This window comes from Rhizobium sp. LC145, from assembly GCF_001005825.1.
Lineage (GTDB): Bacteria > Pseudomonadota > Alphaproteobacteria > Rhizobiales > Rhizobiaceae > Neorhizobium.
In genome coordinates this window covers 1-24,408 of record NZ_LBHV01000001.1, presented here as the reverse complement: position 1 = coordinate 24,408, position 24,408 = coordinate 1, and the positions used below count along the sequence as shown (strand labels likewise).

Below are 24,408 nucleotides of genomic sequence, written 5' to 3'. Positions count from 1 at the left end.
CTCACTTCTTTTCCATGACACATTGCAGCGGATGCTGGTGTTGCCGGGAGAAGTCCATGACCTGGCTCACTTTGGTTTCCGCCACCTCGTATGTAAATATTCCGCATTCCCCCACGCCGTGGTTGTGGACGTGGAGCATGATGCGCGTCGCCGCCTCGCGATCCTTCTGAAAAAAACGCTCCAGAATGTGAATGACGAATTCCATCGGCGTATAGTCGTCATTCAGGAGAAGCACGCGATAGAGATTCGGCTTCTTGGTCTTCGGCTTCGTGCGGGTGATAACCGAAGTTCCCCGATTGGCATTGTCTCCGTCCGTGCCTTTTTCACGTTCCATCAAGATCGGCCCTGCGATCATCTTCATTCATTCCCCAATCATCCGGTGGAAGTTCCGAACGGTTTCCGGCCGGACATCAGATTTTTACTAACTTAGTTCATTGGACGCAGATTTTAAGCCCCCTTCGCCGCCGCGCAATCACTAATCCGCTAACGCGCATGCATTAGCGGCGGAAAACTCCGGCCGCGAGGAGCGGAAACGAAAAAGCCGGCGCCGCGAAGCGACGCCGGCCTCTGACGATGAAGGCCGTTGACCGTTTTTCTTCCTGGCCGCTCAGGCGGCGGCGGTCGTCGCCGGGTTTGCAGGCTTCGCAATAGGCGCCTCGTACGGCTTGTAGACGGCCTTGGCGAGATCGGCATAGATTTCGCTCATTCTGGTCGCTTCGGCAATGAAACCTTCGTAGGACGACTTCAAATAATTCGCCTGCAGCTCGAAAGCCGCTTCGACGCTACGGGCGCTGACGAAGGCTTCCATGAAGACCGTCACGTCCTGGAAAGATTTGCGGGAGTAATCGTTTGCCTCGGTGGCGATCGTCTGGAACCCCTTGGCCACCTCGGAATAGCTCTTCAGCATGGCGTCCATCGCCTCCCTGGTCGTCCCCTCGGCATCGTCGAAGTGGAACATGGCATCGCCCCTTGTTCATTCGGAGATGCTCATAGAATTGCCTCGCCCCGTCAAAGTCAAGACGGAATTGTGCGCCGCACAATCATACGAGGCGCACATGAGCGGCGTGATTCGACGGCGGGCACCGGGAAGCTTTCGCTCTCCCGTGAAACTGAGGTGGCGAAACAAAAAACGGGCCCGTGAAGGCCCGCTGCATGGGATTTTCGCCCTGAAGCCGATCAGAGATCGACGTCGAGAATAGCCATGGAGAAATTGTAGGACCGGTCGCCGTCCTCATCGTCGATATAGACGACACCCAGGAATTCGTCGCCCAGATAGACTTCGGCGGAATCGGTCTTGCGCGGACGAGCCTTCACAACGACCTGCGGGTTGAACGTGCGCTTGAAATAGGCGTCGAGTTTCTTGATTTCGTCCGGTTTCACGAGGTTCTCCGTTGCTTTTCGCGTTGCGGCGCTTTTGGCACGGGATAAAGGCGAAAGTAAAGGCAGCAAAGCATCCACCGCCCACAGGCGGCGGAGCGGAACTCAGTCCTCGGACATCAAGATCTGGTCCATCAGGCGCGCGGGCTCGGAACATCCCGCCGTGCCGACCACCCTGGCTGGAACGCCCGCCACCGTCGACTTCGACGGCACCGGCTTCAGCACGACGGAACCCGCCGCAACGCGCGAGCAACTGCCGATCTCGATATTGCCGAGGATCTTGGCGCCCGCGCCGATCAGCACGCCGTTGCCGATCTTGGGATGCCGGTCTGCGCCTTCCTTGCCCGTCCCGCCGAGCGTCACGCCGTGCAGGATGGAAACATTGTCGCCGATGACCGCCGTCTCGCCCACCACGAGACCGGTCGCATGGTCGAGGAATATGCCCTTGCCGATGCGCGCCGCCGGATTGATATCCGTCTGGAAGACGCTGGACGAGCGGCTCTGCAGATAGAGCGCGAAATCACGCCGGCCGCACTCGAGCAGCCAATGGGCCAGCCGGTGGGTCTGGATGGCATGGAAGCCCTTGAAATAGAGGACGGGCTCGAGGAATCGCACGCAGGCGGGATCACGGTCGTAGACGGCCTGGATGTCGACCCGAAGGACGGCGCCCCATTCCGGCCGGTCGGCCAGCATTTCGAGGAAGGTCTGGCGAAGCAGCACCGCCTGCAGGTCGGGATGATCGAGCCGCTCGCAGATGCGGTGGATGACGCATTCTTCCAGCGACTGGTGATTCAGCACGGTCGAATAGAGGAACGCGGCCAGCAGCGGATCGCTCTCCGCGGCGGCCTTGGCCTCCTGGCGCATCGTATCCCAGATCGGGTCCACGGCGGAGACCATGTCCCTCTGGCGGATTTCGGTTCTTGCGGCCATCGCCGTCTCCCTGTTTGCCGTAGGCGACTTCATATAGAATAATCTTACAGGAAGACCAATGGGAGCGAAATCGCATTCCGTTGATCGTAACTGTGAGATTGCGGCAAAGGTTCAGAACTCGGCGTAGAAATCGAGGACCGCCTTCTTGAAGACCCTATCCCCCACGGCCAGCATGTGATCGCGGCCGGGAATGTCGAGCGCGCGGGCATTCTGCATCAGCGCGGCGAGTTCCTGGGGGGAGCCGGCGATATCGTCCTTCGTCCCGACGCCGATCAGCGTCGGCGCCTCGATGCGCCCCATGTCGGAGCGAGAAACCAGGTCGCGCGAGCCGCGAATGCAGGCGGCAAGCGCTTCCCGGTCGCTCTTCGTCTGGTCGGCGAAGGCGCGGAACATGCGCCCGCGGGCGTGTTCAACATCGTCCAGGGAAGGCGCGAGAAGCGCGTCCGCGATCGAGTCCCAATCGCCGACGCCCTCCGTCATGCCGCTGCCGAGCCCCCCGAGCACCAGCGAGCGGACGCGTTCGGGATGGCGCAGCGCAAGGAATACGGAAATCCGCGCGCCCATCGAATAGCCCATCACATGCGCCTCGGGAATGCCGAGATGGTCGAGCAGCGCGGCCGCGTCCTCGGCCATCACCCAGGGCCTGTAAGCCTCCGGGTCATAGGGCTTGTCGCTGGCACCATGGCCGCGATCATCCATGGCGATGACCCGGTAGCCGGCATCGCCGAGCGTCTTCAGCCAGCCGGGATGCACCCAGTTGACGAGCGCGCTGGAGGCGAAGCCATGAATCAGCAATACCGGATCGCCGGAGGGATCACCCTCGTCGAAATAGGCGAGTTTCAATCCGTCATGGGAAAAGGAAGAGAAGGAGGGAGCATTCAGGTTCATCGTCGGCGGTCCGCTTTTTTGGCGCGACCATAGAGGATAGCGCCGGGGGAATGAACCCTCATCCGCAGATTTTCCGCCGCTCGCCCGGCTTCCCTCCGGCGAACTCGCTCGCTATAAGCACGCCGAACGAAAGGATAGGAATTTTGGCAGCACGCGACCGCTATTCCCGCAAGCTCGAATGCCCGCAATGCGGCCACACCGGCTTTGCGGAAGTTTCCGAGGACGACGACCCGCGCCGCAAGGACCGCGGCTTTTCCGTCGATGAAATGCCGGGAGGTTTCTCCACCGAATTCGCATCGCGCGATCCGAAGAAATACATGCTGCGCTGCCTGTGCGGCCACAAGTTCCGGTTCGAAAGCAAGAGCTACTATCCGCCCGGCGGCGAGCCGCGCCGATAGCGGCAACATGGCCTGGCGGCTCGCCGGGTTTTATCACTACACATTCGGAGCCGGGAGAGATAATGTCCGGCGAAATCTTGAAGTTACGGAGATCATCATGGCGGGACACGGCATTCCCCACTTCCAGAACGACGGCGGACATCGGCTGATCCAGATCGGCGTGAAGGAATTCATGTGTACCGGCGCTTCCGTGCCCTTCGATCATCCGCATATCTTCATCGACATGGGCGACGACGTGGAGAAGGTCTGCTCCTACTGTTCCACGCTCTACCGGTACAATCCCGCGCTCAAGGCGGACCAGACCGACCCTCCGGGTTGCGTCTTCCACGTCCAGGCCGCCTGACCTCCCTGCGCGCGGCATAGGCGATGCCCGTCGAAACAGTTGCGATCATCGGCGCCGGAATGGCCGGACTTGCCGCGGCACTCGCCTTTGCGCGACGCGGGATAGCTTCCGATATCTTCGAACAGGCGCCGGCGCTCACCGAGATCGGTGCGGGCCTCCAGCTTTCGCCGAACGCCACCGGCATTCTGGCGAGGCTCGGCGTTCTCCACGAGCTGGAAGAGGTCTGGACCGAGCCGGAGCGGATAGAACTCGTATCGGGCACGACGCTGCGTCCCATCTCCCATATGCCGGCCGGGGCCTTCGCCCGCCATCGCTGGGGCGCGCCCTATGGAGTGCTGCACCGCTCCACGCTGCAACGCGCCCTGCTGAACGCGGTCGAAACCAACCCGCTTTGCCGCCTGCATCTCGACAGCCGGATCACGGACACCGACCCGCAGGCGCTTGCGATCACGGCGGGCCGAAAGCCTGATCTGGTGGTGGGAGCCGATGGGGTCTGGTCGAAAACCCGCTCGCGGATTTCCAATGCCCCGGTACCGAATTTTTCAGGCAATATTGCCTGGCGCTTTGCCATCCCGAATGCCGCCGCCCCCTCTTTCCTGAAAAAGGATGCGGTCACCGCCTTTCTCGGGCCGTCGAGCCATCTGGTGTCCTATCCCCTGAAGGAGACCGGCGGTTTCAACATCGTGGCGATCGCTTCGGGCGTGAACCCCGGCGAGACCTGGGAGGCGGAAACCACAGATAGCCAGCGGCGGATGCTGCTCCGGCAGTTCCTGCGCTGGAACAGGGCAATCATCGCCATGCTGGAAGAGGCCGCTCAGCCGATCTTCTGGCCGCTTTACGAGGTAAGCGCGGGGCGCTGGCAGAACGGCCGCGACATGGTGCTGATCGGCGATGCCGCCCATGCCATGATGCCTTTCGCCGCCCAGGGCGCGGCCATGGCGATCGAGGACGCGTTCGCGCTCGCCGCGAAGGTTAGCGGCCCCCTGCCCCTCGTGCGCGCCCTTTCTGAATTCGAAACCGAGCGCGGAGCGCGCATCGCCCGCGTGAGAGCGCGCGGCGCGTTCAACCGCTTCGCCTATCATGCCCGAGGCCCGCTGAGATTCGGCCGCGACGTGGTTCTATCGCTGCGTCCGCCGCAATCGCTCGCGGCGGATTTCGACTGGCTCTACGGTTACCGTATCCCGGACTGATCAGACGGCAGCGGCGGCAGCGAATCCCGCCTCAATATCCTTCCTGAGATCGGCGACGTCTTCGAGCCCGATCTGCAGCCGGATTACCGGGCCTTCCGCCGGCGCCTTCCGGATGGTGCGGTCGGAGAGGTTGACGTGCACGGCAAGGCTCTCGTAGCCGCCCCAGGAATAGCCGAGCCCGAAGATCGTGAGCGCGTCCAGGAAGGCATGGGCCTTGGCCTTGAACTTCTCCGGCGCATCAGCCTTCAGCACGAATGAGAAGACCCCCGTCGATCCCTTGAAGTCCCGCTTCCAGATTGCATGGCCGGGAAAGCTCGGCAGCGCCGGATGGAGGACCCTTGCCACGTCTTCCCGGCCTTCCAGCCACTCGGCGATCGCAAGCGCGCTTTTCTGGTGGTGCTCGAGCCGTACGCCCATGGACCGCAGGCCGCGCAGGATGTGATAGGAATCGTCCGGCGCGCCGCAGATACCGAGCGTGATCGTCGCCTCCTGAAGCTGCGGCCAGTATTTGCCGTTGGCGGAGACCGAGCCCATCACGATATCGGAATGGCCAGAGGGATATTTCGTCGTCGCATGGATCGAGATGTCGACGCCGAAATCCAGCGGCCGGAAATAGAGCGGCGTTGCCCAGGTATTATCCATGGTCACGATGCAGCCGTGCCGGTGCGCCGCATCCGCGATCGCGCGGATATCCTGCATCTCCATCGTGTTGGAGCCCGGCGCCTCGGTGTGGATCAATTTGGTGTTGGGTCTGATGAGCGCCTCTATCCCCGCGCCAATTTCCGGATCGTAGTATTCCACCGTCACGCCGAGCCGCGTCAGCATCGTGTTGCAGAAATGGCGGCAGGGCGTGTAGACGGAATCCACGATCAGCGCATGGTCCCCGGCAGAGAGAAAGGCCAGGAACGGCACGGTAATGGCCGCCAGTCCCGAGGGAACGAGGATCGTCCCTGCCGAACCTTCGAGTTCGTCCAAGGCCCTGCACAGCGCATCCGTCGTCGGCGTTCCGCGCGTGCCATAGGTGTACTTCTGCGCGCGCGTTTCCATGGCCCGGCTGTCGGGAAAAAGAACCGTCGATGCGTGCACCACCGGCGGATTGACGAAACCGTGAAAGCTGTGGGGATCATGGCCGATATGCGCCAGACGGGTATTGGGACCGGCATCGGCGAGCAAGGTATCTTTCTTCTTCATCTCTCGGGGAAGCTTTCATTAAGGAAACGAACGACGTTGTTTTGTTGCAGCCGGTTCGGGAAGGGTCAACCCCGTTGCAGTCTGTCCCGAACCGCCACGACAACCGCTGCGCGATCAGAGGCGAGATTTTCGGCAACGGATGCTCAATTGGTAATCATTTGCTCTCAAATCAGGCATGATTAATGAATTTACCTCGTTTCCGCCGCAATTCGGGCGAGCGAGGCTTGACCATGTCAGTATTTACGAATGAGATAGGAACGCTCGCGCCGGGAGGGTCAGCGGGCCGCCGGCTGCATTTCAAAGAACAAGGGGAGCGGCGCGGTGTATCAATTCAAGAAAACAGATAAAGGTTGGGAAAATGAAAAAGACGCTTCTGTCAGCCGCAATTGGCGCTGCAGTCATGGGCCTCGGCTCGGCTGCCTCCGCGGCCACGCTCGATGATGTCAAGGCCAAGGGTTTCGTTCAGTGCGGCGTCAATACCGGCCTTGCCGGCTTCGCAGCGCCGGACGCGTCGGGCAACTGGACCGGTTTCGACGTCGACTACTGCAAGGCCATCGCCGCCGCCATCTTCGGCGATGCGACCAAGGTGAAGTACACGCCGACCACCGCACAGGTCCGCTTCACCGCTCTGCAGTCGGGTGAAATCGACGTGCTTGCGCGTAACACGACCTGGACGATCAGCCGCGATACTTCGCTCGGCCTGAACTTCCGCTATGTCAACTATTACGACGGCCAGGGCTTCATGGTGCCCAACAGCCTCAACGTGAAGTCCGCGCTCGAACTCTCCGGCGCCGCCGTCTGCGTTCAGTCCGGCACCACGACCGAGCTCAACCTCGCCGACTACTTCAAGGCCAATAACCTGCAGTACAATCCGGTCGTCTTCGAAAAGCTCGAGGAAGTCAACGCCGCCTACCAGTCCGGCCGTTGCGACGTCTACACGACCGACCAGTCCGGCCTCTATTCCCTGCGCCTGTCGCTTTCCAATCCGGGCGATCACATGATCCTGCCGGAAATCATCTCCAAGGAGCCGCTCGGCCCGGCAGTCCGCCAGGGTGACGACCAGTGGTTCGACATCGTGATGTGGGCCGGCTACGCCATGGTTCAAGCCGAGGAATTCGGCATTACCCAGGCCAATGTCGACGAGATGAAGGAATCGACGAACCCTGACATCAAGCGGTTCCTCGGCACCGAAGCCGATACCAAGATCGGCACCGACCTCGGCCTCACCAACGAGTGGGCCTACAACATCGTGAAGCAGGTCGGAAATTACGGCGAGGTATTCGAGCGTAATATCGGCCAGAACACGCCGCTGAAAATCGAGCGCGGCCTCAATGCTCTCTGGAGCAAGGGCGGCCTGCAATACGCGCCCCCGGTCCGCTGATCGCTGGATCGTGAATTGATAAGGCGGCCCCGGCCGCCTTATCTCGCTTGAGAACTCATAAAAACGCATAAGAAAAAGAAGACCTGAACAAGGTCATAAGGGGATTTGGCTAGCATGACAGACGCTGCACTCGCGCCTCCCGAGGCGAGGACTCTCCGGTCCTATGTCTACGACCCCAAATACCGGGGTATTTTTTTCCAGGTACTCGCACTCGCAATCGTCGTCATCTTCGGCTGGTGGATATTCCATAACACGACAGAGAACCTTGCCCGGGCTGGTACGGCATCCGGGTTCAGCTTCCTCAATGGACGCGCCGGCTTCGACATCAGCACGACGCTGATCTCCTATACGAACGACTCCACCTATGGCCGCGCCATCGTGGTCGGCTTCCTCAATACGCTGCTGGTCGCCTCCCTCGGCATCGTCACCGCCACGATCATCGGCTTTCTCGTCGGTCTGGGGCGCCTTTCCAGAAACTGGCTGATCGCCAAGCTCTGCACCGTTTATGTGGAAATCTTCCGCAACATCCCGGTGCTGCTCGTCATCTTCTTCTGGTACAAGGGCGTGCTCGACACCCTGCCGCAGGTAAGAGATTCGATCGCGCTCCCCTTCAGCACATTTCTCAACAATCGTGGGCTGGCCTTCCCCAAACCGATCTGGGGCGAAGGTGCGGTGTTCGTACCCATCGCCTTCGTGCTCGGCATCATCGCCGCGCTCGCAATCGCGCAATGGGCCACGAAGAGACAGATGGCAACGGGGCAGCAGTTCCCGATCATCTGGACGGGCATCGGCCTTGTCGTCGGGCTGCCTATCCTCGCCTTCCTGGCGGCGGGCGCGCCCCTCACCTTCGATCCTCCGATCGCCGGCCGTTTCAACATGACGGGCGGAGCCCGGATACTGCCGGAATTCGTTGCCCTCTACCTGGCATTGTCCCTCTATACGGCTTCGTTCATCGCCGAGGTGATCCGTGCCGGCATCCGAGGCGTGGCGAAAGGACAGACCGAAGCCTCGTCCGCACTCGGACTTCAACCGGCGATGACGACACGTCTCGTCGTGGTTCCCCAGGCCCTGCGCATCATCATTCCACCGCTGACCAGCCAGTATCTCAATCTGACGAAGAACTCTTCGCTCGGTGTCGCCGTCGGCTTCCCCGAACTCTTTTCCACGACCAGCACGACCCTCAACCAGACGGGACAAGCCGTGGAAGCGATCTTCATCATGCTGACAGTCTATCTCACCATCAGCATTCTGACGTCGCTGTTCATGAACTGGTTCAACGCCAAGATGGCCCTGGTGGAAAGATAAGATCATGAGCGCAAAGAACGTCGCTTTCGTCCGTCCCCAAATGCTGCCGGCCGAACCGGCCCCGCTCAGCATCAGGAGCGTCCCAGGCTGGATCAGGGCAAACCTGCTCGCGACACCGAGGGACACGATCCTCACTGCCCTGGCGATCGCCTTCCTGCTCTGGGTGCTGCCCGGCATGCTCGAATGGCTGTTCTTCAATGCCGTCTGGTCCGGCTCCGACCGCAGCGCCTGCACCACCATCGCGCAGGGCGGCATCCAGCCCGACGGCTGGTCCGGCGCCTGCTGGGCTTTCATCGGAGACCGCTTCCAGCAGTTCATGTTCGGACGCTACCCCTATGACGAGCGCTGGCGGCCGATACTGGTCGGTATCATGTTCATCGCGCTCCTGGTGCCGATCCTGATTCCGAAGCTGCCGCGCAAGGGCCTCAACGCCATACTGCTTTTCGGCGCCCTGCCGATCGTCGCCTTCTTCCTGCTGCATGGCGGGTTCGGGTTGCGAGAGGTGGAGACACCCCTCTGGGGCGGCCTGATGGTCACCCTGATCCTGTCCTTCGTGGGTATCGCCGTCTCGCTGCCGATCGGCATTCTCCTCGCGCTGGGGCGCAGGTCCAATATGCCGATCATCCGCACGCTCTGCGTCGGCTTTATCGAGATCATCCGCGGCGTGCCGCTGATCAGCGTGCTCTTCATGGCGAACGTGATGCTGCCGCTCTTCCTGCCGACCGGCTGGACGATCGACAACTTCCTGCGCGCCCTCGTCGGCGTGGCGCTCTTCGCCTCCGCTTATATGGCCGAAGTCATCCGCGGCGGCCTGCAGGCCATTCCGAAGGGGCAGTTCGAAGGCGCCGACTCGCTCGGCCTGAGCTATTGGCAGAAAATCCGGCTGATCGTCATGCCGCAGGCGTTGAAGCTGGTCATTCCCGGCATCGTCAACACCTTCATCGGCCTCTTCAAAGATACCTCGCTGGTGTCGATCATCGGCATGTTCGACCTGCTCGGCATCGTGCGCCTCAACTTCACCGATACGACCTGGATCACGCCGGTCACGCCGCTAACCGGCCTCATCTTCGCCGGCTTCATCTTCTGGCTTTTCTGCTTCGGCATGTCGCGCTACTCCGCCTTCATGGAGAGGCACCTCGACACCGGCCATAAGCGCTAAGCTGGCAGCAAACGATAACAAAGGGGAAAAAGATGGCAGAAGCCAAACCCAAGAAAATGACGATTTCCGACACCGACGTCGCCGTCGAGATCATCAAGATGAACAAGTGGTACGGGGATTTCCACGTGCTGCGCGACATCAATCTCAAGGTCATGCGCGGCGAGCGCATCGTCATTGCCGGCCCGTCCGGCTCCGGAAAATCGACGATGATCCGCTGCATCAACCGCCTCGAGGAACATCAGTCCGGCCGCGTCGTCGTCGATGGCATCGAGCTCACCAACGATCTCAAGAAGATCGACGAGGTGCGGCGCGAGGTCGGCATGGTGTTCCAGCATTTCAACCTCTTCCCGCATCTGACGATCCTGGAAAATTGCACGCTCGCGCCGATCTGGGTCCGCAAGATGCCGAAGAAGCAGGCGGAAGAGGTCGCCATGCACTATCTCGCGCGCGTGAAGATCCCCGAGCAGGCGCATAAATATCCCGGCCAGCTTTCCGGCGGTCAGCAGCAGCGCGTGGCGATCGCCCGGTCGCTCTGCATGAACCCGAAGATCATGCTTTTCGACGAGCCGACCTCTGCACTCGACCCGGAAATGATCAAGGAAGTGCTGGACACCATGGTGGGCCTCGCCGAGGAAGGCATGACCATGCTCTGTGTCACCCACGAGATGGGCTTTGCCCGCCAGGTGGCCAACCGGGTGATCTTCATGGATCAGGGACAGATCGTCGAACAGAATTCTCCCGCGGAATTCTTCGACAATCCACAGCACGAGCGCACCAAGCTCTTCCTCAGCCAGATCCTGCACTGAGCGGGGCTTTCACGAAAAAGGGCGCCGAAAGGCGCCCTTTTTATTAGAGGTACTTATTTATTCGAGGGGCACGCATCCGCTACCACGTGAAGGAATAGCGGGCGTTCACGTTCACTGCGGTGTCGGTCGAAGTCGTCGTCCGCCCTAGCGAGCCGCTGAGGGTCATGTTCTTCCCGAATTTCTGTTCCAGCCCGAGATCGGCGCCGAGTGTCTCGAAATTATTGGCCGCCTTGCCCTTCACGACAAAGGCGGTGCCAACCGTGCCGGGGCGCGCAATGCGTAGCGATTGGCTGGTTTCCAACCCGCACCACTCCTGCGCGACACCGTCATAGCGCATCGCATAGCTGCTGCGCCGCTCGACGTCGATCGTCGGCGTCGCGACGCGCTTGTCATAATAGTTCATGGTGATTGCGCCGCTGCCGTGCAGCGCATCGAAGGACAAATCGATGTCGCGGTTGCTTTCATAGGCCGGCCTCTGGATGGCCTGGGTCTTCACCCTGCCCCAGACATTGACCGGCGTCTCCACCAGCGCCCCGCCCTTGGAGGCCGACATGCCCATATTAATGCCGGCCTCGGGCTCGAGCCTGGTCGGCAAGCGCATGCCCATCTTCACCGAATAGCTGGTGTCCGAACTCTTGGCCGGTTGCCAGATCAGCCGCCCGCTATCGGCGATCGCCGGACCCGTCGCAAGAAAAATGGAAACCATGGCCGCCATGCCGGCGCGAATCGTCTTGGTCATGAGAACTCCCGGACGAAATCAAAATAGTCTACCCGCCAGGCAGCCTGAAGCCGCCCGGTTAAAAGCCATTGAATGTGCTTGACGCGTTTCGCTGGTCCTGCCCGCGAAATCCAAATCCGGTCTTCCCCGTGCAACACGACGGAACCGATATCGCTAATATAAGAGCGGAAGCGGCTCTTCCCAAGCCGAAATTTTCGTAAACATGGGATTGATCCGCCCGCGTTGCCGATTTGCTGCAGTCTCGGACGGCATCCGGCATGCTGAGCCATGGCGATGCCGCGGATGGCGGTGACGCCATGCAAGCTAGGAACTTACCGAGCCCATTCGGAACGAGAGTTGTTACCCGTGTCTCCGGTAAGTTCTGTTACCTATATCTCCGGGTCGGACAATGAAGATAATGGCGACCCCTGCAGGAATGCCAGAAGTTCCAAATTTCTAAGTGTTTTCAATGAAAATCAGCGATGGTGAGGGGATTTGGAGCACCATTGATTTGATTATCGAATTTTAGGCCGTCCCCTCACCTTTTGTGGGATCGAAACGGCCCTTCCTCTTCAGTCCCTCCCTCACATGAATGGAGCGTTAATCGCCTGTTCAAAGTTCGGCGCGCACATTTCGACTGTTGGGAAATGGAGGCCCCTATCATGAAGAAGATCATCATCAGTGCCATCGCAGTCATATTGGCTTCTGCCTCTCCGATCCTTGCCCAGACTTACCGTAGCGACACGCGTGAATATCGCCAGGAACAGCGAATTTACCGCGGAGCCGCACGCGGAGAGCTAACGCCGAGAGAGTTGCACAATCTTCGCCGCCAGCAGCAGCGGATTGACCGGGCGCAGTGGCGCGCAGGCAGAGACGGGTACGTTTCGCCTCGCGAGCGTCGTCAGATTGAACGGATGCAAGATCGAGCCTCGCGGAACATCTACCGCAAGAACAATAACCGGCGCATTCTCTACTAGCATCTTGTTGGCGGCTCTGGCGAACGGCCATGAGCCGCCACCTTTTCAAGGTCAACCTCCCCTCCCTTTTCGCCATCTCAGTTCGCCCTATCCTTTTCGGGATGAGTGATATCCCTTCCCCAACGCTCCCTATGGGAGACGAGAACCGGCACCTGTTCTGCCAGATGGCGGTCGAGATACCGCTGCAGGAGCTGATTGAGGATGCGGTGAAGGCTGGATGGGAGGAGACGGAGGTCCTGACGGCAATCATCGAGGTCGCCGACAACCTCATGCTCGCGGCCGGCTCGAATGCAGAGTTGGAGGCGCTGCTGCATGCATTGAAGCGGAAGCTCGAATAGCTGCCCCTAATTCCCGACGACCGTCACCAGCTTACGGTCCATTATGCAATTCTCGATCGCTTCTGTATGCTCATTGAGGAAGGCAACAAGGGTTGCAGGGTCCGGCATCTTCAGAGTGCATTCATATACCGCTCTGGCGCCGAACTCGGTTGGGCTGACCTCCGGATCATTGCGCAAATCCTTCAAAAGGTCGGATGCATCCTTCATGCACGCCTCTAGCGTGGTGGCGAAGTGAAGATCCTCGTCGTCGCCCGGAATGATCTGGTATCCGTAAACTACAATCCCCACGGCGAGTCCTCCCTGCTGTGCCGTTCTCACTTGGGATAGGCCATATTCCCCAAAACCGCCATCTGCCAATATTGATAGATTTCAATCGGGCAGGCGATAGACATCACCCGCGTCCGCTTCGTCCCTAATCCCTTTGAATGATGGATGCCTAAGCTTTCCGTCATGGGTCCAGCCGCGATACTCGATTTCGGCAATGAATGCCGGCGCGGTCAGCACTAGGTTCTTGCCGCGGATCGTCACTGGCGGCAGTCTCGTCTTGAGCTTGTCGAGTTGCTTCTTGAGCCGCCTCGCCTCGTCCTGGCTGAAGCCTGTCCCTACCCCACCGACATAGACGTGATCCACGCCCTTGTACGCGGCCAGGAGAAGGCTTGCGACTGCGCCCGGCACCTTCGTGGACGGCTCGTAGCCGACAACCGTGAAGCTGTCGCTGAGGACGCATTTGATCTTCAGCCAGTCGCCGGTGCGTCCGGATCGATACGGCCGGTCCCGATGCTTGGCAATAATGCCCTCAAGACCGGACTGGCAGGCATGGCGAAGCATTTCCTCCGGATCTTCATCGAAGTTCTCGGAAAGACGGATAGAGCCGTCAGCGCCTACGAGAAGGCTTTCCAGCATCGATCGCCGGCCCTCGTATTCCATGCCCCTCAGATCGTGGCCGTCGAAGTATAGGAGGTCGAAGGCGTAGAGAAGGGAATTTCGGGAGGGAAGCTTGCCACCGCGGCCGCCGAGGGAGTTCTGCAGCATGCCGAAGTTTGGTAGACCATGCTCGTCGAGAACGACCGCCTCCCCGTCCAGGATCATCGTCGTCGGCCCGAGAGCCTTCGCCGCGTCAACGATCGCCGGAAACCGGTGCGTCCAGTCGTGGCCGTTGCGGGTGAGGATGCGAACGCGGTTCGGCTCGATATGCACCGCTAGCCGGTAACCGTCCCATTTGATCTCGAAGAGCCATTCCGGCCCATGCGGCGCCTTCGGCTTCAGGAGAGCTAGGCACGGCTCTACCCGCTCCGGCATGGGGTCAAAGGGAAGCTGCGGCTGCTTGGGATCACGCTTGCGGATCGGCCGGCTTTGGAGCGGCAGATCGGTTTCGTTGAGCAGCGGCTTGGAGGGTGGTTTTCTCGGGCGCTTGGTCATGCCCGATATTACATCAGCGAGTTCTTAATAACATTCATCATTGACTCATCGCATCAGATGAGAACATAATCAGAACATCGGAGCCGCAATGCGGCGGCGCTCCCTATGAAAAGTTACAAAGGAAGAACGTGCTTCGGCGCGAAGGAGAAGTCGTGTCCGATGCCGAGAGGCCTAGAAAATTGGTTTCGCTGAGAGACGTGCCGGAGGAGATAATCGAGATTGCCTGCACGCAATGCGACTTTCGGCAGGATCTGTCGAAAGCGGAGGTTCTCAAGACGTCCTCACCCGATGTGCTGCTTGAAGTCCTCGTCATGAACGCAACAAAGGACTGTGAGCATCGACGCGCCTTCGGAAGCCAGCCGCCGTGCGGCGCTTATACCGACCAGGTGCGCAGTGCCGAAGCGGCTATCCTCGCAAGAAAGGAGAGCGAGCGGAAGGAAAGAGAAGAAGCTGCCCGACAACGCGCGGCAGAGAAAGCCCGCCAGGCAGAGCGGGAGAAGAACGCGGCGATCCGGGTTGGCGGCTACAATGGCTGGATGGGCTGGCAGAAAATCCCAGAAGGATCGAAGCCTCGATACCGCTGGCAACATAGCTGGGCGGAAGAAGAGCCGGAGGATTTCATCGGCCTCGATGGCACACAGCCGATCGGCAGGGTCTTCCAGCTTGAGGCGGCGGCCACCAGCAAGGATATCTGGTTCTGGATTTTGTACGGCGTCGAAGGGCGTCGTCGGAAGCGCCCAGGAAAAGGCAGCGGTTGGGAGAATTCGCGGCTGGACGCCATGTGCCGCGTCGAGCAGCTCTACGATGAAATGAGCAGCAAACGATGTGCCTAGCGTCGAATACAAGGGCTTTGCCCACCCGAGGGTGGAAGCGCAGATACCCAGACTGACCGATGCGCATTCCTTCGACCAGTACTCAAGATCACCTGCCGCTGAAGGATAGGAGTGATCCTGTTCGCGAGTAGTCGACGAACAGGACGGGCCGCTCCAGCTATGCAGAGCGACCCGCCGGCGAGACGCGTTTATTGCGATGCCCTCAGTCGAAACGGTGCTGTATCAACTACGGCCTTAGCGACAGCTAGCCGCTAGCCTTTAGCCTCCCCGCGGGGCAAGTCCCACAATCTTTCGCGTGCCTAGGCGCACTCACACAATGCCGGTTTTCGTTGCCCATCTTTTGCGTTTCAAGAGACCAACACATTGGTTTTCGTCCCGCCTATGCATAGGCAATGGCAGATCACGCGAGTCCCTGCACCTCGCCCGCCGCCACCCCTGAATTCGACGCCGTTTTCACGCGAACGTAAACTCCGCCCTTGACCAATATTGCCCAAATTATTCGGGCCAGCTTGTTTGCCACCGCTACAGCAGCAACCTTGAAGGGGCGTCGAGCTTTCAGCCTTTTTGACCAGCGCACCATCCCACTGTCATCTTTGACGGTGCCAAGCACTGTTGCCCCCGCCAAGTAGAGCAGCGAACGAAGTTCACGATTGCCCATCTTCGAGATATGCCCCAGGAGAATTTTGCCGCCGCTTGAATGTGACTTCGGCGTCAGACCAATCCAAGCTGCGAAATGGCGCGCCGTTTTGTATTCGGAGGGATCTGGAACGATTGCCTTCACTGCCGCAGCGATCCGGGGCCCAATCCCCGGTATCGTCATTAGTCGCCGCATATCCTCGTCACGATCTGCGCGCTCAACGATCTCTCGATCTAGTTTTTCTATGCGCTCTGACAAGCGTTCGATTTGCAGAACGATTTCCTCGAGGGCATCTCTGGCAATCTTAGGAAGTTGTGTCCCGTCCGTGCCACGAACAGCCGCCGCAAGCGACTTGAAGCTTGCAAGTCCGGTATTCGTGGTAAATCCAAGTTCCGACAAGTGACCGCGTAGCGCATTTGTAGCCTGCGCTCTTTGACGAACGAAAAGGCTCCGGGCGCCGAAGATCATGGTCGCTGCCTGTTGGTCAACCGACTTGATCGGAACAAACCGCATCGTCTTTTGTGTGGCCGCTTCGGCGATTGCCTGCGCATCCAAGGCGTCGGTCTTTCCCCGCTTAACGAAGGGTTTCACATATGTGGCGTGTATCAGGCGCACCTCATGGCCCAGTTCCGAGATGCAGCGCGCCCAGTAATGCGCAGTTCCACACGCTTCCAGAGCGACCACGCATCGTGGCAATCGCTCGAAAAAGCCCAGCACTTCCGCGCGGCTAAGCTTGCGATCGAGCAACGGTGCGCCATCCTTATCCGCGCCGTGCACTTGAAAAACGTTCTTGGCAATGTCTAATCCGATGGTGGCGATATTCTCCATGACCGGTCCTCCTCAACCGAGTGGCAGAACGATAGTGTTCTAGCACGAGGGGACTTCGGATGCCGCACGAGAGAAGATATGACAGGCGCACTTAATGCTCATTGGCAAAGCCAGCTTTTCTCGGCCTATGCTCTGCAGGAGGTCCTCGGCAAACCGGCAGAGGGTGAAACGCCGCAATCGCGTTTAAAGCAAGTGGGGATGATGACGGTGCTCTTCGTGATGCATCAGCGCCACGAAAAGCTAACTCTATCCAATATCGTTAAAATCACCGGATTGACGCGCAATGCCGTCGCGGAATCGGTCGATCCGCTTGTCGAGCGTGGCATACTCACAGAGACGATCGTCAAGAACTCCATGGGGCGCGGAACTGCCCGGCAGTTTGAGTTCTGTCCAGAACTGTTCGATCGCCTAAGGTTGGGCGCCGAGCAGAGAAAGTCAGGAACGTAGTGGTCGCGAGGCTGTTGCAAGCGAGCGGACGATCTCCACGATCTCATCGCGGTTCGCGGTGGGGTCTTCCTTGCTCCAGGCGAGCCCCATGCCGATCGTAAAATCCACTCCCTTCACTTCCCGAAGGCAAAACGACCGATGAGGCAGATCCTGCGTCCATTCGGGAACGAAACCGACGCCAAGCCCTGCGGCAACGAGCGAAACCATGGAGAGGGTGTCGCCGCAGCTATAGGCGACATGATCGACAAGGTCGTGTTTTCTGAACTGCTCGGAGAAGTACTTTTCCGTATAAGAGAGGTTTGAGCGAGAAAAGGAGATGATCCGCTCGCGTTTCAGATCGCTCATGGTAATTGTTTGCGCCGTCGCCAGCGGGCTTTCAGTGGGCACCGCCAAGAGATAACGCTCATTGGCGATCTTCTGCCAACGCAGCGATCCGATGTTCTCGAATGGCCGGATGAAACCGAGATTGATGCGGCCCTTTTCCAGATCGCGGACGATCGCATCGGTGGAGCCGCTGCTGATGTGAATCTCGATATCAGGAAATCTCTTGCCGATCTTGCTGAGAAAGAGTGGCAGGACACCGAAGGTTGCCGGGTATATGGTTCCGATCGTGATCCGGTCGACATTCTTGCCTGCAACAGCCCTGACGACCGCGGAACTGTTTTCGACCTCTCGCAGAATACGGATACACCGCTCGTAGAAAATTTCGCCGGCCTTGGTCAATTGAACGCGACGGGTGGAGCGGGTGAGAAGCTGAACCCCAAGCTCCTTTTCCAGCGTCTGGATCTGCACGCTGAGGGCGGGCTGCGCCATGGACAGCGCCGCAGCCGCGCGACCGAAATGAAGTTCCTCGGCCAGCGTGGCAAAGCATCTCATGTGGCGCAGTTCCATCCTGTCCTCTCCAACTGATGCAAGGATTCGCTTGAGGGGCAGATCATCCGTTGGTTTTCCAGCCAGATCAATCTAGAAGACGTTTATAACGTCAAGCTATGAATACTGGCAGCAGCCGTCTATGCGGAGCCGGTCACATGGTGGTGCTATGAGCACTATCCGCAGTGGGATGAGATCAAGAGAAATGCGCGAAAGAGCGTCTGAATAAAGAATGGTGCGGGACAAGTACAAATCTTGTCTAAGAACAAACATGCTCTACTTAGAAGGAAATGCCTCGCTTCCCGTCACCAACAGTCGAAACCACTGACGGAACCCGACTGCTGCAATGCAGATCGGTGGTCGAGAAGCCAATCAAAGACTTGGTCACTGCTGCTGTAGAGGCGGGCTGGAACGAAGAAGAAGTCCTTTCAGCAATTGCGGAATGTGCCGACGACCTTCTGTTCGCATCCGTTCATCTTCGGAAGCATGATTTCAAACACTAGCCCGCGCTGCCGCATTGCCCACCTGCAGCTTATCGCCCCATGAGAAGTCCCGCAATTCTCAGCGTGCAGGCAATGAAGGCCGGTCACCTTCGATCCTCTGCAGGATTTCGCGCACCACCCTGATATCGGAACCCAGGGTATTGAGCGTGCTTTCAAGCGAGCGCATGGAAACGGCTGCCTCGCTCGCCTGCTTCTCGACAGCAGCGATCCGGATTTCCTGAGTATCGAGTGTACGGAGAGCGACCTCCGCCGCGGTGAGCCTCTTGTCGAGCCGCTCGATCGCCGCAGAGTTCGCCCGCATCTCGGATTGCACCTGGTTCCAGGTGGCGCCCCAGGCGAAGAAAATCCCGATGAAGCCAATCAGGCTCACCAGAGTGTTCAGGTTCCATTCGAACTTCCAGGTGGGAGTTGGTACCGTGACCATGTCCGTATCCTTGCTCGTCAATTCCCCGGCCCTCATATGATGCGTGTTGTGGTATAGAGTTCATGCGCCCTCGGCCTGTGGTAAGATCGACCGAAAGCGGGATTGGTGCCGATATGCGATGCGAGAAGTGCGACGATACCGGTTGGATATGTGAGGCTCACCCGAACCGGCCTTGGGCTGGCCCAAAGGCCTGCCATTGCGGCGGGGCCGGGATGCCCTGCCCCGTTTGCAATCCGGATGAAGGTGAAGAGCGTGAGCCTGAACTCAGTCGAGTGATGCGATCCGTGACCCGATCGCCCGGAAAGACGGTAAGCTAGGCGCCTTTGGCTTCTGCCCCGTGCCGCGCGCATTCTTCCCGGCTCCAAAGGTCAGCAGAGCAGATCCCGACCACCGTCCGGTCAATCTTTCGCTGATCGGCTGGCGTGGCTCCACGAGCCCCGATGAGGTCAGTCCCCACCACCCGCCGCAGCCCCGACACACTTTTCGGCGCCGAAGTCCCACAAGCCGTGAGGACAAACGTCAAAATCGCTACGAGCCCGATCCGAAGCATCACCTGCTTCATTGTTATGCCTTTCGATCGATAGACGAGCCTCGTCACCGGCTTGTTTCCAGAACCAGCCGCCGATGAGCACGAGGATGAGGAGGATACCGAAGGCACCGAGAATGCGGGGCGTAGAAGTCATCACGCCCTCACCTTCCGATAGATGCCATAGAGGGTCAAAACAACAATTATCACGGCAATGGCAATCCGGGTCCAATCGCCGCTCGAAAGCTCGTCCTGTTGGCCGCTGCCCACACCCACGATCTCGGGAAGAGCGGGGCCGATGGCCCCCCCACCCCCCGCCGCACCGGTACCGCCGACCACGGCAACATCGGTCGCGGGAGCCTTCGTCTTCGCTTCGACAGTGTTGCTCGAGACGAACTCGCCCTTTGCCCACAGGCCAGCCTCGGCAGCACGGCGATTGACGAGACCCTTCACCTTCTTGCCACCAGCGTGAACCCACTTCATCAACTCGACCGGAACGGCGTCATAGTCGCCCTTGTTGAGCTTCTTGAGCAGCGTGGACTTGTCGAGCTTGCCGGTGTTGAAATCGAAGGAGACCAGCACCGCGAACTGATTGTCGGTCAGCGGCACCTTCACGAAGCGCTCGACGCGCTCCTCAAACTTCCGGAGATCGCGGCTTAGGATTTCCTCGGCCTGAGCCTCAGTGATCTTCATGCTTTCCGTGACCATGGGCGCGCCGGCGGCGGAGGTGTGGCCGTAGCCGATCGTCAGAATACCGGCCACGTCTCGATAGGCGCGGGTCTTGAGGCCTTCCCACTGCTTGACGTGCGAAAGCCCCGCCGCGTTGATGCGTCGTGTCATGATTTTTCTCCGATGTTGAAGGGAACCGTTAGGGGGGATGCGTGGTTAACCTGCCATCGCACCCGCCAGAGACCTCCAGCGGCGGTGCGAGGCTGCGGATCCCCGTCACCCCGAAATAATACAATTCGCAGCACAAAGGCCTGGTGGAGTAGCAGCCACCAGGCCTCCTTCATTTGATATTTACCTGATCCAGAAGAACAGATTGCTTGGAAGCGGTTGCCGCTCTACGGCAGAATTTGCCGTGGAAGTCTCCCCGACCCGCTGCGGCGTGAGGGGCCCGGACAACGCCTGAACAGTTCGGGCCTCTCCTTTCCTCCCCCATTTCTAGGGGTTTTTCGGTCAGGACAGCGTGTAGAATGAGCCGCCGCGAAGAGCTTCCCACTCCCTAGCGGCGGGGCTCGACATGGTTCCGTCAGGCTATGTCGGGCCTCTTTCCTCGCGCCGGCGCGAGGCTAGCGGTTTCCGGCCTATGCTTATTAGCATGCATTCCAACCACGGAACCGACCCTGCCGAAGAATACCTCCTCCTTTTATTCGAGTTGCTTAGGACTAAAGCCCCATCCGGGAACCTATTTGACTTCCGGCCTGTTGTGAGCACGACGTAACAGAGAGGAGAACACCAATGAAATGGACATGTATTCTATCAACTGCCGCAATCCTATTTGCCGGCACAGCCGTTGCCCAAGAGGGTAAGGGTGCAGCCACTGGCATGGTAGGCGGCGCCGCCACTGGCGCAATCGTAGGCGGCCCAGTCGGCGCAGGTATTGGTGCCGTGGTGGGCGGTGTAGCCGGCGGGGCCATCGATCCGCCGCCGCGGGAAGTGGTAACGTATGTCGAAGAAGCACCGATGCCAGCGCAGCCGATTGTGGTGGAACAGGAGATCGTGGTCGGCAAGCCGGTACCTGAAACCGTAGTTTTGACCCCTGTGCCTCAAAACCCCGATTACGCTTATACGGTCGTCAATGAACGCCGCATAATCGTGGAGCCGAAATCCAGGACAGTCGTGCAGGTTCTAGACTGATCTAAGCCATAGGGGCGGCGATCGTGGCATGTCGCCGGTCTTATGGCGATTAGGGCCGAGGTAACGGTTCATGCTCCGTATTTTCGGCCCCAAGTCGCGCGTGCTCATTCTCCTGGGAGCACCGCGACCATAGCGCCGGCAAGAGTCCAAACTTGCCGGCGCTATGCTCTACCCCTACGACGCGGGAACACCGCCCATTCATGAGAGTTTGGTGAAGGTCGCGGCCGAATGCCGATTGACCTCCCCGCGACCGTAGGACCGGCAGGAGCGCGAACTGCCGGTCCTATGCTTGCCTTGATCGAGCATCTTCAAAGGGCCACATAAGGAGTGCGGCAAGGCGCTCCTTCAGCAGCCAGCCGCTGGCCGGTGCACAGTCTTGGGGTGCGCCGGCCGAATACTCATCTAAGAGATTGCGAATTTCAGGCGTTGCTCGGTGTTGGGTCCAGAGGCCTCTCACCTTCCTTCGGACTTGGGCGCGTTGCGGCCCCAATAAGGTCCCCACCAGTGGCCTTTCGACCAAAGCCCTTTACTATCCGCGCTACCGGTTTCTCGAAGAAGTAATGGACAGCAGCACCGGCAAGAATGCAGGCGACGCTAAGAAAAATCGCTGCATTCACACCGCCAAGACTTCTTGCAACAGTCGGTACATCCAGAAGAACTAAGACTGGTGTGTGGACGAGGTAGAGTGAGAAGCTGATCGTGCCGAGCCAAACTAACGGCTTGGAAGACAAAAAGCCATTGATCGACCTCAATCTTGAGAACGATCTCGCGGCCAGGACAGGGATGATAGCGACGATTACCGCGAAGTTGAGCAGGCTATTATTCTGCCAGACAATAGCGGCCGCAGTGAATGCAAACGATACGGAAATCAATGCGGCGTACCACTGAACGTCCATGTTTTCCAGCTTTGAGTTCAGCGGCTCTTCGACCTTGCAGATCGCTACACCAAGCGACATCCCGGCAATCCCCTTCAGCACCCCAAGGCTAACGAAGGGGTACACAGCACCAATGGCCATAAGCCCATGCGCGTGAATGGCGATGAAGAGGTAAGCCGCCACAATGATTGCTAGCAACACAGCCAAACTGCCTCTAATCAGAAGAGGCAACAATAGCGCTGAAAGCCAAAATTCGATCCCGATCGACCAAGAGGGATCATTAATCACCGCCACATCCACGATCCCCAACGTCATCAGGAACGCCGCGTTTTCCAGGATCAGCGGGATGTCCGAGAACATCACGTCCGGCGGCGCATAATGTCCAACCGAGCGGTTTAACTCATAGACGACGATGCAGAGTAGGATGGTCGCGACATGCAGAGGCCACAGTCGCCAAAAGCGCATCCAGAAAAACGCGCGGAAGCCATACTTCTCGGCTAGCAGCAACTTCGACAGGACGAAGCCCGAGAGAACGAAGAACAAATCAACGGCTAAAAATGCACCGTAAAACGGCCTATCCGCTGCCCAACCGGTGATGCCACCAATTACGTGACTTAACATGACGCTCGCAGCAAGAAGCCCTCGAACGCCGTCGAGATGAAGAATTCGTGGCATTTTTCCCCGCCCAATCCTACGAGGCTTATACGAAAGCCATTCGCGGGAAGCAATAATTACGTCAATCGATCAACAATCACCCTCGATTCACGTCAGCCTGGATCCTCGCGCCACCATCGCGGCGTTATGCCAGCTCCAGCGCGGAGATACGCTCCGCCATCGCCTTCATTTCCGCTTGCTGCTCCAAAACCATGAGCGTCAGGCTCTGGACGGCTGCCACGAGGTCCGGCGTCAACCTGCCGTGGTCCACAGCCTGGTATACCGGTCGTGTTCCCGTCTTCACCCACTCGGCGCCCTCGATCTCGCCATTGCGGACGTCCTCAAAGACCTGTGCGGGAATGATCTGCTCTGGAACTTCACGGTCGGGCGTCTGTATCTCCACCGGTTCACCGGTCTCCGGGTAAATGACCGTGACTGTATCGCCGGGGATCACTTGGGCGGGAATGACCTTCTCGGGAATGGTGGCCGTGCCGATATCTTCCTTGGCATCTTTCTGGCCGCCCACCGCATGCGGTGCTGCCTGCTGTAGCTCATGTGCGATGAAACCCGTTTGCAGGCCGGCCTCGGGATACTCCGCCCAGGTGAAATTCACCGGGCGCATAGCCATGACGCGCAGGACGGCATCATCGAGATGATCGAACTGGTCTCCAGCCAGGGTGAAGCTCACCAAAGGCTCGACATTGGTCTTTAGGCGGTAATCGGACGTCGTTCCGTAGGTGGTATCGGTATTGGTGTGATTGATGGTCCCAATACTGGACCCGCTTGAGTTCTGAAATACGACCGACCCGCCGCCTGCCGCGACTCCAGATCGCATGACAATACCGAAACCCTGATTGATGCCATATCCAGAAATGTACAGGCGCGTTGCGTTTGCGGCTGAACTGATGTCCATCCAGCCCGCGGGCGACGCATTCCCCAATAGGGATACCTGGCCACCTGTAAACATCCTTAGACGGTGACCAACCGATCCGTTATAAAATGCGAAGTCGGTAGGCCCGTTCCCAACCACATCCTGCACTAACTGCCAGCTGCCGATCTGAATGCTGGCTCGCCTGGAGGTCGCGTGAGTGGAGGCCGGCACAAGGAAAGATGACGGTGGAAAAGCTGCAGAACTGGCCACACCGGTAAGAACACCGGTCATCGTATCGCCGGCCTTGTTGACAGGCGTGTATCCAAGCGCGGCCTGGGCACCCAATGCAGTTCGAGCGTCGGCCTGATTGGCGGCAGTCCGCAACCCCGCCATGAAGTTGGAGAATTCCAGCGCCGTCAGCAGCGCGGCTACATCTGCCTTATCCCGCAGCCCCGCCATGAAGTTGGAGAAGCCGAGGAAGGCGAGGAAATCCACCGCCACCAAAGCGGCAGCCGTTTCGGGCCCGGTGAACACCGGGACTGTGTTCTCTGCCGGCGTCAGCGATGCCAGTGCGCCGAGTGACGGGTTATCCAGCCGTTGAATATACTCCGAAAGCGCCTGAGCATTCCGCAGCACCTGATTGACGTCGTTGTTGAACTG

29 protein-coding genes are annotated in these 24,408 nt (G+C 59.3%); 12 read left to right on the top strand and 17 right to left on the bottom strand.

Features of this window, described 5'->3' with window-relative positions:
• Position 1 precedes the first annotated feature (1 nt).
• The 5 genes from clpS to YH62_RS00120 form a co-directional block, all read right to left on the bottom strand.
• On the bottom strand, positions 2-361 hold the full coding sequence (clpS, locus tag YH62_RS00140; protein WP_137326761.1) for an ATP-dependent Clp protease adapter ClpS: 360 nt from the start codon (positions 359-361) through the stop codon (positions 2-4).
• A 246-nt stretch (positions 362-607) separates the two neighbouring features.
• Positions 608-958, bottom strand: coding sequence for a phasin family protein (locus tag YH62_RS00135; protein WP_046792148.1), 351 nt, complete (start codon positions 956-958; stop codon positions 608-610).
• Positions 959-1,176: 218 nt separating this feature from the next.
• Entirely contained in the window at positions 1,177-1,380 is a 204-nt protein-coding gene (locus tag YH62_RS00130; RefSeq protein WP_046792147.1) for a DUF3126 family protein, read from the bottom strand.
• 102 nt (positions 1,381-1,482) lie between these two features.
• Positions 1,483-2,307 (bottom strand): serine O-acetyltransferase, encoded by an 825-nt coding sequence (gene cysE, locus YH62_RS00125; RefSeq protein ID WP_046792146.1) that lies wholly within the window; start codon positions 2,305-2,307, stop codon positions 1,483-1,485.
• 111 nt (positions 2,308-2,418) lie between these two features.
• Positions 2,419-3,195 carry an alpha/beta hydrolase gene (locus YH62_RS00120; RefSeq protein ID WP_046792145.1) on the bottom strand — a complete coding sequence of 259 codons (777 nt, stop codon included), beginning with the start codon at positions 3,193-3,195 and terminating at the stop codon, positions 2,419-2,421.
• Positions 3,196-3,338: 143 nt separating this feature from the next.
• Here YH62_RS00120 and YH62_RS00115 point away from each other — a divergent pair, with 143 nt between their 5' ends.
• The 3 genes from YH62_RS00115 (at position 3,339) to YH62_RS00105 (ending at position 5,126) form a co-directional block, all read left to right on the top strand.
• Positions 3,339-3,593 carry a hypothetical protein gene (locus tag YH62_RS00115; protein ID WP_046792949.1) on the top strand — a complete coding sequence of 85 codons (255 nt, stop codon included), beginning with the start codon at positions 3,339-3,341 and terminating at the stop codon, positions 3,591-3,593.
• A 97-nt stretch (positions 3,594-3,690) separates the two neighbouring features.
• The gene (locus tag YH62_RS00110) at positions 3,691-3,936 is read left to right on the top strand and encodes a zinc-finger domain-containing protein (RefSeq protein ID WP_046792144.1); all 246 of its coding nucleotides are present in this window, start codon (positions 3,691-3,693) and stop codon (positions 3,934-3,936) included.
• A 23-nt stretch (positions 3,937-3,959) separates the two neighbouring features.
• Entirely contained in the window at positions 3,960-5,126 is a 1,167-nt protein-coding gene (locus YH62_RS00105) for an FAD-dependent monooxygenase (protein ID WP_046792143.1), read from the top strand.
• Here YH62_RS00105 and YH62_RS00100 read toward each other — a convergent pair whose 3' ends face one another.
• Positions 5,127-6,317, bottom strand: a complete 1,191-nt coding sequence (locus tag YH62_RS00100) for a cystathionine beta-lyase (RefSeq protein ID WP_046792142.1) — start codon at positions 6,315-6,317, stop codon at positions 5,127-5,129.
• A 358-nt stretch (positions 6,318-6,675) separates the two neighbouring features.
• Between YH62_RS00100 and YH62_RS00095 the strand changes: the two genes are divergently transcribed.
• The 4 genes from YH62_RS00095 to YH62_RS00080 all read left to right on the top strand — a co-directional run bounded on the left by YH62_RS00095 (position 6,676) and on the right by YH62_RS00080 (position 10,968).
• A complete protein-coding gene (locus tag YH62_RS00095) occupies positions 6,676-7,698 on the top strand; it encodes an amino acid ABC transporter substrate-binding protein (RefSeq protein WP_046792141.1) in 1,023 nt (340 codons plus the stop codon).
• Positions 7,699-7,812: 114 nt separating this feature from the next.
• Entirely contained in the window at positions 7,813-9,003 is a 1,191-nt protein-coding gene (locus YH62_RS00090; protein ID WP_046792140.1) for an amino acid ABC transporter permease, read from the top strand.
• Between the two features lie 4 nt (positions 9,004-9,007).
• Positions 9,008-10,162 carry an amino acid ABC transporter permease gene (locus YH62_RS00085; protein WP_046792139.1) on the top strand — a complete coding sequence of 385 codons (1,155 nt, stop codon included), beginning with the start codon at positions 9,008-9,010 and terminating at the stop codon, positions 10,160-10,162.
• Between the two features lie 32 nt (positions 10,163-10,194).
• The gene (locus YH62_RS00080) at positions 10,195-10,968 is read left to right on the top strand and encodes an amino acid ABC transporter ATP-binding protein (RefSeq protein WP_046792138.1); all 774 of its coding nucleotides are present in this window, start codon (positions 10,195-10,197) and stop codon (positions 10,966-10,968) included.
• A 79-nt stretch (positions 10,969-11,047) separates the two neighbouring features.
• On the opposite strand, the gene YH62_RS00075 is transcribed toward YH62_RS00080, so the two are convergent.
• Positions 11,048-11,707: a hypothetical protein gene (locus YH62_RS00075; protein WP_046792137.1), complete on the bottom strand. Its 660-nt coding sequence runs from the start codon at positions 11,705-11,707 to the stop codon at positions 11,048-11,050.
• A gap of 641 nt (positions 11,708-12,348) precedes the next feature.
• Between YH62_RS00075 and YH62_RS00070 the strand changes: the two genes are divergently transcribed.
• Together YH62_RS00070 and YH62_RS00065 are read left to right on the top strand one after the other, a co-directional pair.
• Positions 12,349-12,663: a hypothetical protein gene (locus YH62_RS00070; RefSeq protein WP_046792136.1), complete on the top strand. Its 315-nt coding sequence runs from the start codon at positions 12,349-12,351 to the stop codon at positions 12,661-12,663.
• Positions 12,664-12,692: 29 nt separating this feature from the next.
• Positions 12,693-13,001 carry a hypothetical protein gene (locus YH62_RS00065; protein WP_052760308.1) on the top strand — a complete coding sequence of 103 codons (309 nt, stop codon included), beginning with the start codon at positions 12,693-12,695 and terminating at the stop codon, positions 12,999-13,001.
• Between the two features lie 6 nt (positions 13,002-13,007).
• Here YH62_RS00065 and YH62_RS00060 read toward each other — a convergent pair whose 3' ends face one another.
• Positions 13,008-13,358, bottom strand: coding sequence for a hypothetical protein (locus tag YH62_RS00060; RefSeq protein ID WP_137326762.1), 351 nt, complete (start codon positions 13,356-13,358; stop codon positions 13,008-13,010).
• Between the two features lie 12 nt (positions 13,359-13,370).
• Positions 13,371-14,420 carry a non-homologous end-joining DNA ligase gene (gene ligD, locus YH62_RS00055; protein WP_046792134.1) on the bottom strand — a complete coding sequence of 350 codons (1,050 nt, stop codon included), beginning with the start codon at positions 14,418-14,420 and terminating at the stop codon, positions 13,371-13,373.
• A 152-nt stretch (positions 14,421-14,572) separates the two neighbouring features.
• Between ligD and YH62_RS00050 the strand changes: the two genes are divergently transcribed.
• Entirely contained in the window at positions 14,573-15,253 is a 681-nt protein-coding gene (locus YH62_RS00050; protein WP_156176902.1) for a hypothetical protein, read from the top strand.
• Between the two features lie 400 nt (positions 15,254-15,653).
• Here YH62_RS00050 and YH62_RS00045 read toward each other — a convergent pair whose 3' ends face one another.
• Complete coding sequence (locus YH62_RS00045) at positions 15,654-16,718, bottom strand: IS110 family transposase (RefSeq protein ID WP_046792132.1); 1,065 nt, start codon at positions 16,716-16,718, stop codon at positions 15,654-15,656.
• Positions 16,719-16,796: 78 nt separating this feature from the next.
• Here YH62_RS00045 and YH62_RS00040 point away from each other — a divergent pair, with 78 nt between their 5' ends.
• A complete protein-coding gene (locus tag YH62_RS00040) occupies positions 16,797-17,165 on the top strand; it encodes a MarR family transcriptional regulator (RefSeq protein ID WP_046792131.1) in 369 nt (122 codons plus the stop codon).
• Here YH62_RS00040 and YH62_RS00035 read toward each other — a convergent pair.
• The 5 genes from YH62_RS00035 to YH62_RS00020 all read right to left on the bottom strand — a co-directional run bounded on the left by YH62_RS00035 (position 17,154) and on the right by YH62_RS00020 (position 20,328).
• Complete coding sequence (locus YH62_RS00035) at positions 17,154-18,056, bottom strand: LysR family transcriptional regulator (RefSeq protein ID WP_046792130.1); 903 nt, start codon at positions 18,054-18,056, stop codon at positions 17,154-17,156. The genes YH62_RS00040 and YH62_RS00035 overlap by 12 nt on opposite strands.
• 540 nt (positions 18,057-18,596) lie before the next feature.
• Complete coding sequence (locus YH62_RS00030) at positions 18,597-18,962, bottom strand: hypothetical protein (RefSeq protein WP_046792947.1); 366 nt, start codon at positions 18,960-18,962, stop codon at positions 18,597-18,599.
• 313 nt (positions 18,963-19,275) lie between these two features.
• On the bottom strand, positions 19,276-19,524 hold the full coding sequence (locus YH62_RS30690) for a hypothetical protein (protein WP_046792129.1): 249 nt from the start codon (positions 19,522-19,524) through the stop codon (positions 19,276-19,278).
• Positions 19,409-19,645 (bottom strand): hypothetical protein, encoded by a 237-nt coding sequence (locus tag YH62_RS30395; RefSeq protein ID WP_052760307.1) that lies wholly within the window; start codon positions 19,643-19,645, stop codon positions 19,409-19,411. The genes YH62_RS30690 and YH62_RS30395 overlap by 116 nt, the downstream gene beginning before the upstream one ends.
• On the bottom strand, positions 19,645-20,328 hold the full coding sequence (locus tag YH62_RS00020; protein WP_046792128.1) for a lysozyme: 684 nt from the start codon (positions 20,326-20,328) through the stop codon (positions 19,645-19,647). The genes YH62_RS30395 and YH62_RS00020 overlap by 1 nt, the downstream gene beginning before the upstream one ends.
• Before the next feature lie 621 nt (positions 20,329-20,949).
• On the opposite strand from YH62_RS00020, the gene YH62_RS00015 reads away from it, so the two are divergent.
• Positions 20,950-21,348, top strand: a complete 399-nt coding sequence (locus YH62_RS00015; RefSeq protein ID WP_046792127.1) for a DUF1236 domain-containing protein — start codon at positions 20,950-20,952, stop codon at positions 21,346-21,348.
• Between the two features lie 419 nt (positions 21,349-21,767).
• On the opposite strand, the gene YH62_RS00010 is transcribed toward YH62_RS00015, so the two are convergent.
• Both YH62_RS00010 and YH62_RS29020 read right to left on the bottom strand, forming a co-directional pair.
• Complete coding sequence (locus YH62_RS00010; RefSeq protein WP_046792126.1) at positions 21,768-22,898, bottom strand: acyltransferase; 1,131 nt, start codon at positions 22,896-22,898, stop codon at positions 21,768-21,770.
• 124 nt (positions 22,899-23,022) lie between these two features.
• On the bottom strand, positions 23,023-24,408 hold a 1,386-nt coding region (locus YH62_RS29020), incomplete at its 5' end, for a tail fiber domain-containing protein (RefSeq protein ID WP_197082512.1).

Excerpts from the sequence above, each read along its gene's own strand:
- clpS (WP_137326761.1), bottom strand. The coding sequence starts at position 361 with ATGAAGATGATCGCAGGGCCGATCTTGATGGAACGTGAAAAAGGCACG.
- YH62_RS00135 (WP_046792148.1), bottom strand. The coding sequence starts at position 958 with ATGTTCCACTTCGACGATGCCGAGGGGACGACCAGGGAGGCGATGGAC.
- cysE (WP_046792146.1), bottom strand. The coding sequence starts at position 2,307 with ATGGCCGCAAGAACCGAAATCCGCCAGAGGGACATGGTCTCCGCCGTG.
- YH62_RS00120 (WP_046792145.1), bottom strand. The coding sequence starts at position 3,195 with ATGAACCTGAATGCTCCCTCCTTCTCTTCCTTTTCCCATGACGGATTG.
- YH62_RS00110 (WP_046792144.1), top strand. The coding sequence starts at position 3,691 with ATGGCGGGACACGGCATTCCCCACTTCCAGAACGACGGCGGACATCGG.
- YH62_RS00105 (WP_046792143.1), top strand. The coding sequence starts at position 3,960 with ATGCCCGTCGAAACAGTTGCGATCATCGGCGCCGGAATGGCCGGACTT.
- YH62_RS00100 (WP_046792142.1), bottom strand. The coding sequence starts at position 6,317 with ATGAAGAAGAAAGATACCTTGCTCGCCGATGCCGGTCCCAATACCCGT.
- YH62_RS00095 (WP_046792141.1), top strand. The coding sequence starts at position 6,676 with ATGAAAAAGACGCTTCTGTCAGCCGCAATTGGCGCTGCAGTCATGGGC.
- YH62_RS00090 (WP_046792140.1), top strand. The coding sequence starts at position 7,813 with ATGACAGACGCTGCACTCGCGCCTCCCGAGGCGAGGACTCTCCGGTCC.
- YH62_RS00085 (WP_046792139.1), top strand. The coding sequence starts at position 9,008 with ATGAGCGCAAAGAACGTCGCTTTCGTCCGTCCCCAAATGCTGCCGGCC.
- YH62_RS00080 (WP_046792138.1), top strand. The coding sequence starts at position 10,195 with ATGGCAGAAGCCAAACCCAAGAAAATGACGATTTCCGACACCGACGTC.
- YH62_RS00075 (WP_046792137.1), bottom strand. The coding sequence starts at position 11,707 with ATGACCAAGACGATTCGCGCCGGCATGGCGGCCATGGTTTCCATTTTT.
- YH62_RS00070 (WP_046792136.1), top strand. The coding sequence starts at position 12,349 with ATGAAGAAGATCATCATCAGTGCCATCGCAGTCATATTGGCTTCTGCC.
- YH62_RS00065 (WP_052760308.1), top strand. The coding sequence starts at position 12,693 with ATGAGCCGCCACCTTTTCAAGGTCAACCTCCCCTCCCTTTTCGCCATC.
- ligD (WP_046792134.1), bottom strand. The coding sequence starts at position 14,420 with ATGACCAAGCGCCCGAGAAAACCACCCTCCAAGCCGCTGCTCAACGAA.
- YH62_RS00045 (WP_046792132.1), bottom strand. The coding sequence starts at position 16,718 with ATGGAGAATATCGCCACCATCGGATTAGACATTGCCAAGAACGTTTTT.
- YH62_RS00040 (WP_046792131.1), top strand. The coding sequence starts at position 16,797 with ATGACAGGCGCACTTAATGCTCATTGGCAAAGCCAGCTTTTCTCGGCC.
- YH62_RS00035 (WP_046792130.1), bottom strand. The coding sequence starts at position 18,056 with ATGGAACTGCGCCACATGAGATGCTTTGCCACGCTGGCCGAGGAACTT.
- YH62_RS00030 (WP_046792947.1), bottom strand. The coding sequence starts at position 18,962 with ATGGTCACGGTACCAACTCCCACCTGGAAGTTCGAATGGAACCTGAAC.
- YH62_RS30690 (WP_046792129.1), bottom strand. The coding sequence starts at position 19,524 with ATGAAGCAGGTGATGCTTCGGATCGGGCTCGTAGCGATTTTGACGTTT.
- YH62_RS30395 (WP_052760307.1), bottom strand. The coding sequence starts at position 19,645 with ATGACTTCTACGCCCCGCATTCTCGGTGCCTTCGGTATCCTCCTCATC.
- YH62_RS00020 (WP_046792128.1), bottom strand. The coding sequence starts at position 20,328 with ATGACACGACGCATCAACGCGGCGGGGCTTTCGCACGTCAAGCAGTGG.
- YH62_RS00015 (WP_046792127.1), top strand. The coding sequence starts at position 20,950 with ATGAAATGGACATGTATTCTATCAACTGCCGCAATCCTATTTGCCGGC.
- YH62_RS00010 (WP_046792126.1), bottom strand. The coding sequence starts at position 22,898 with ATGCCACGAATTCTTCATCTCGACGGCGTTCGAGGGCTTCTTGCTGCG.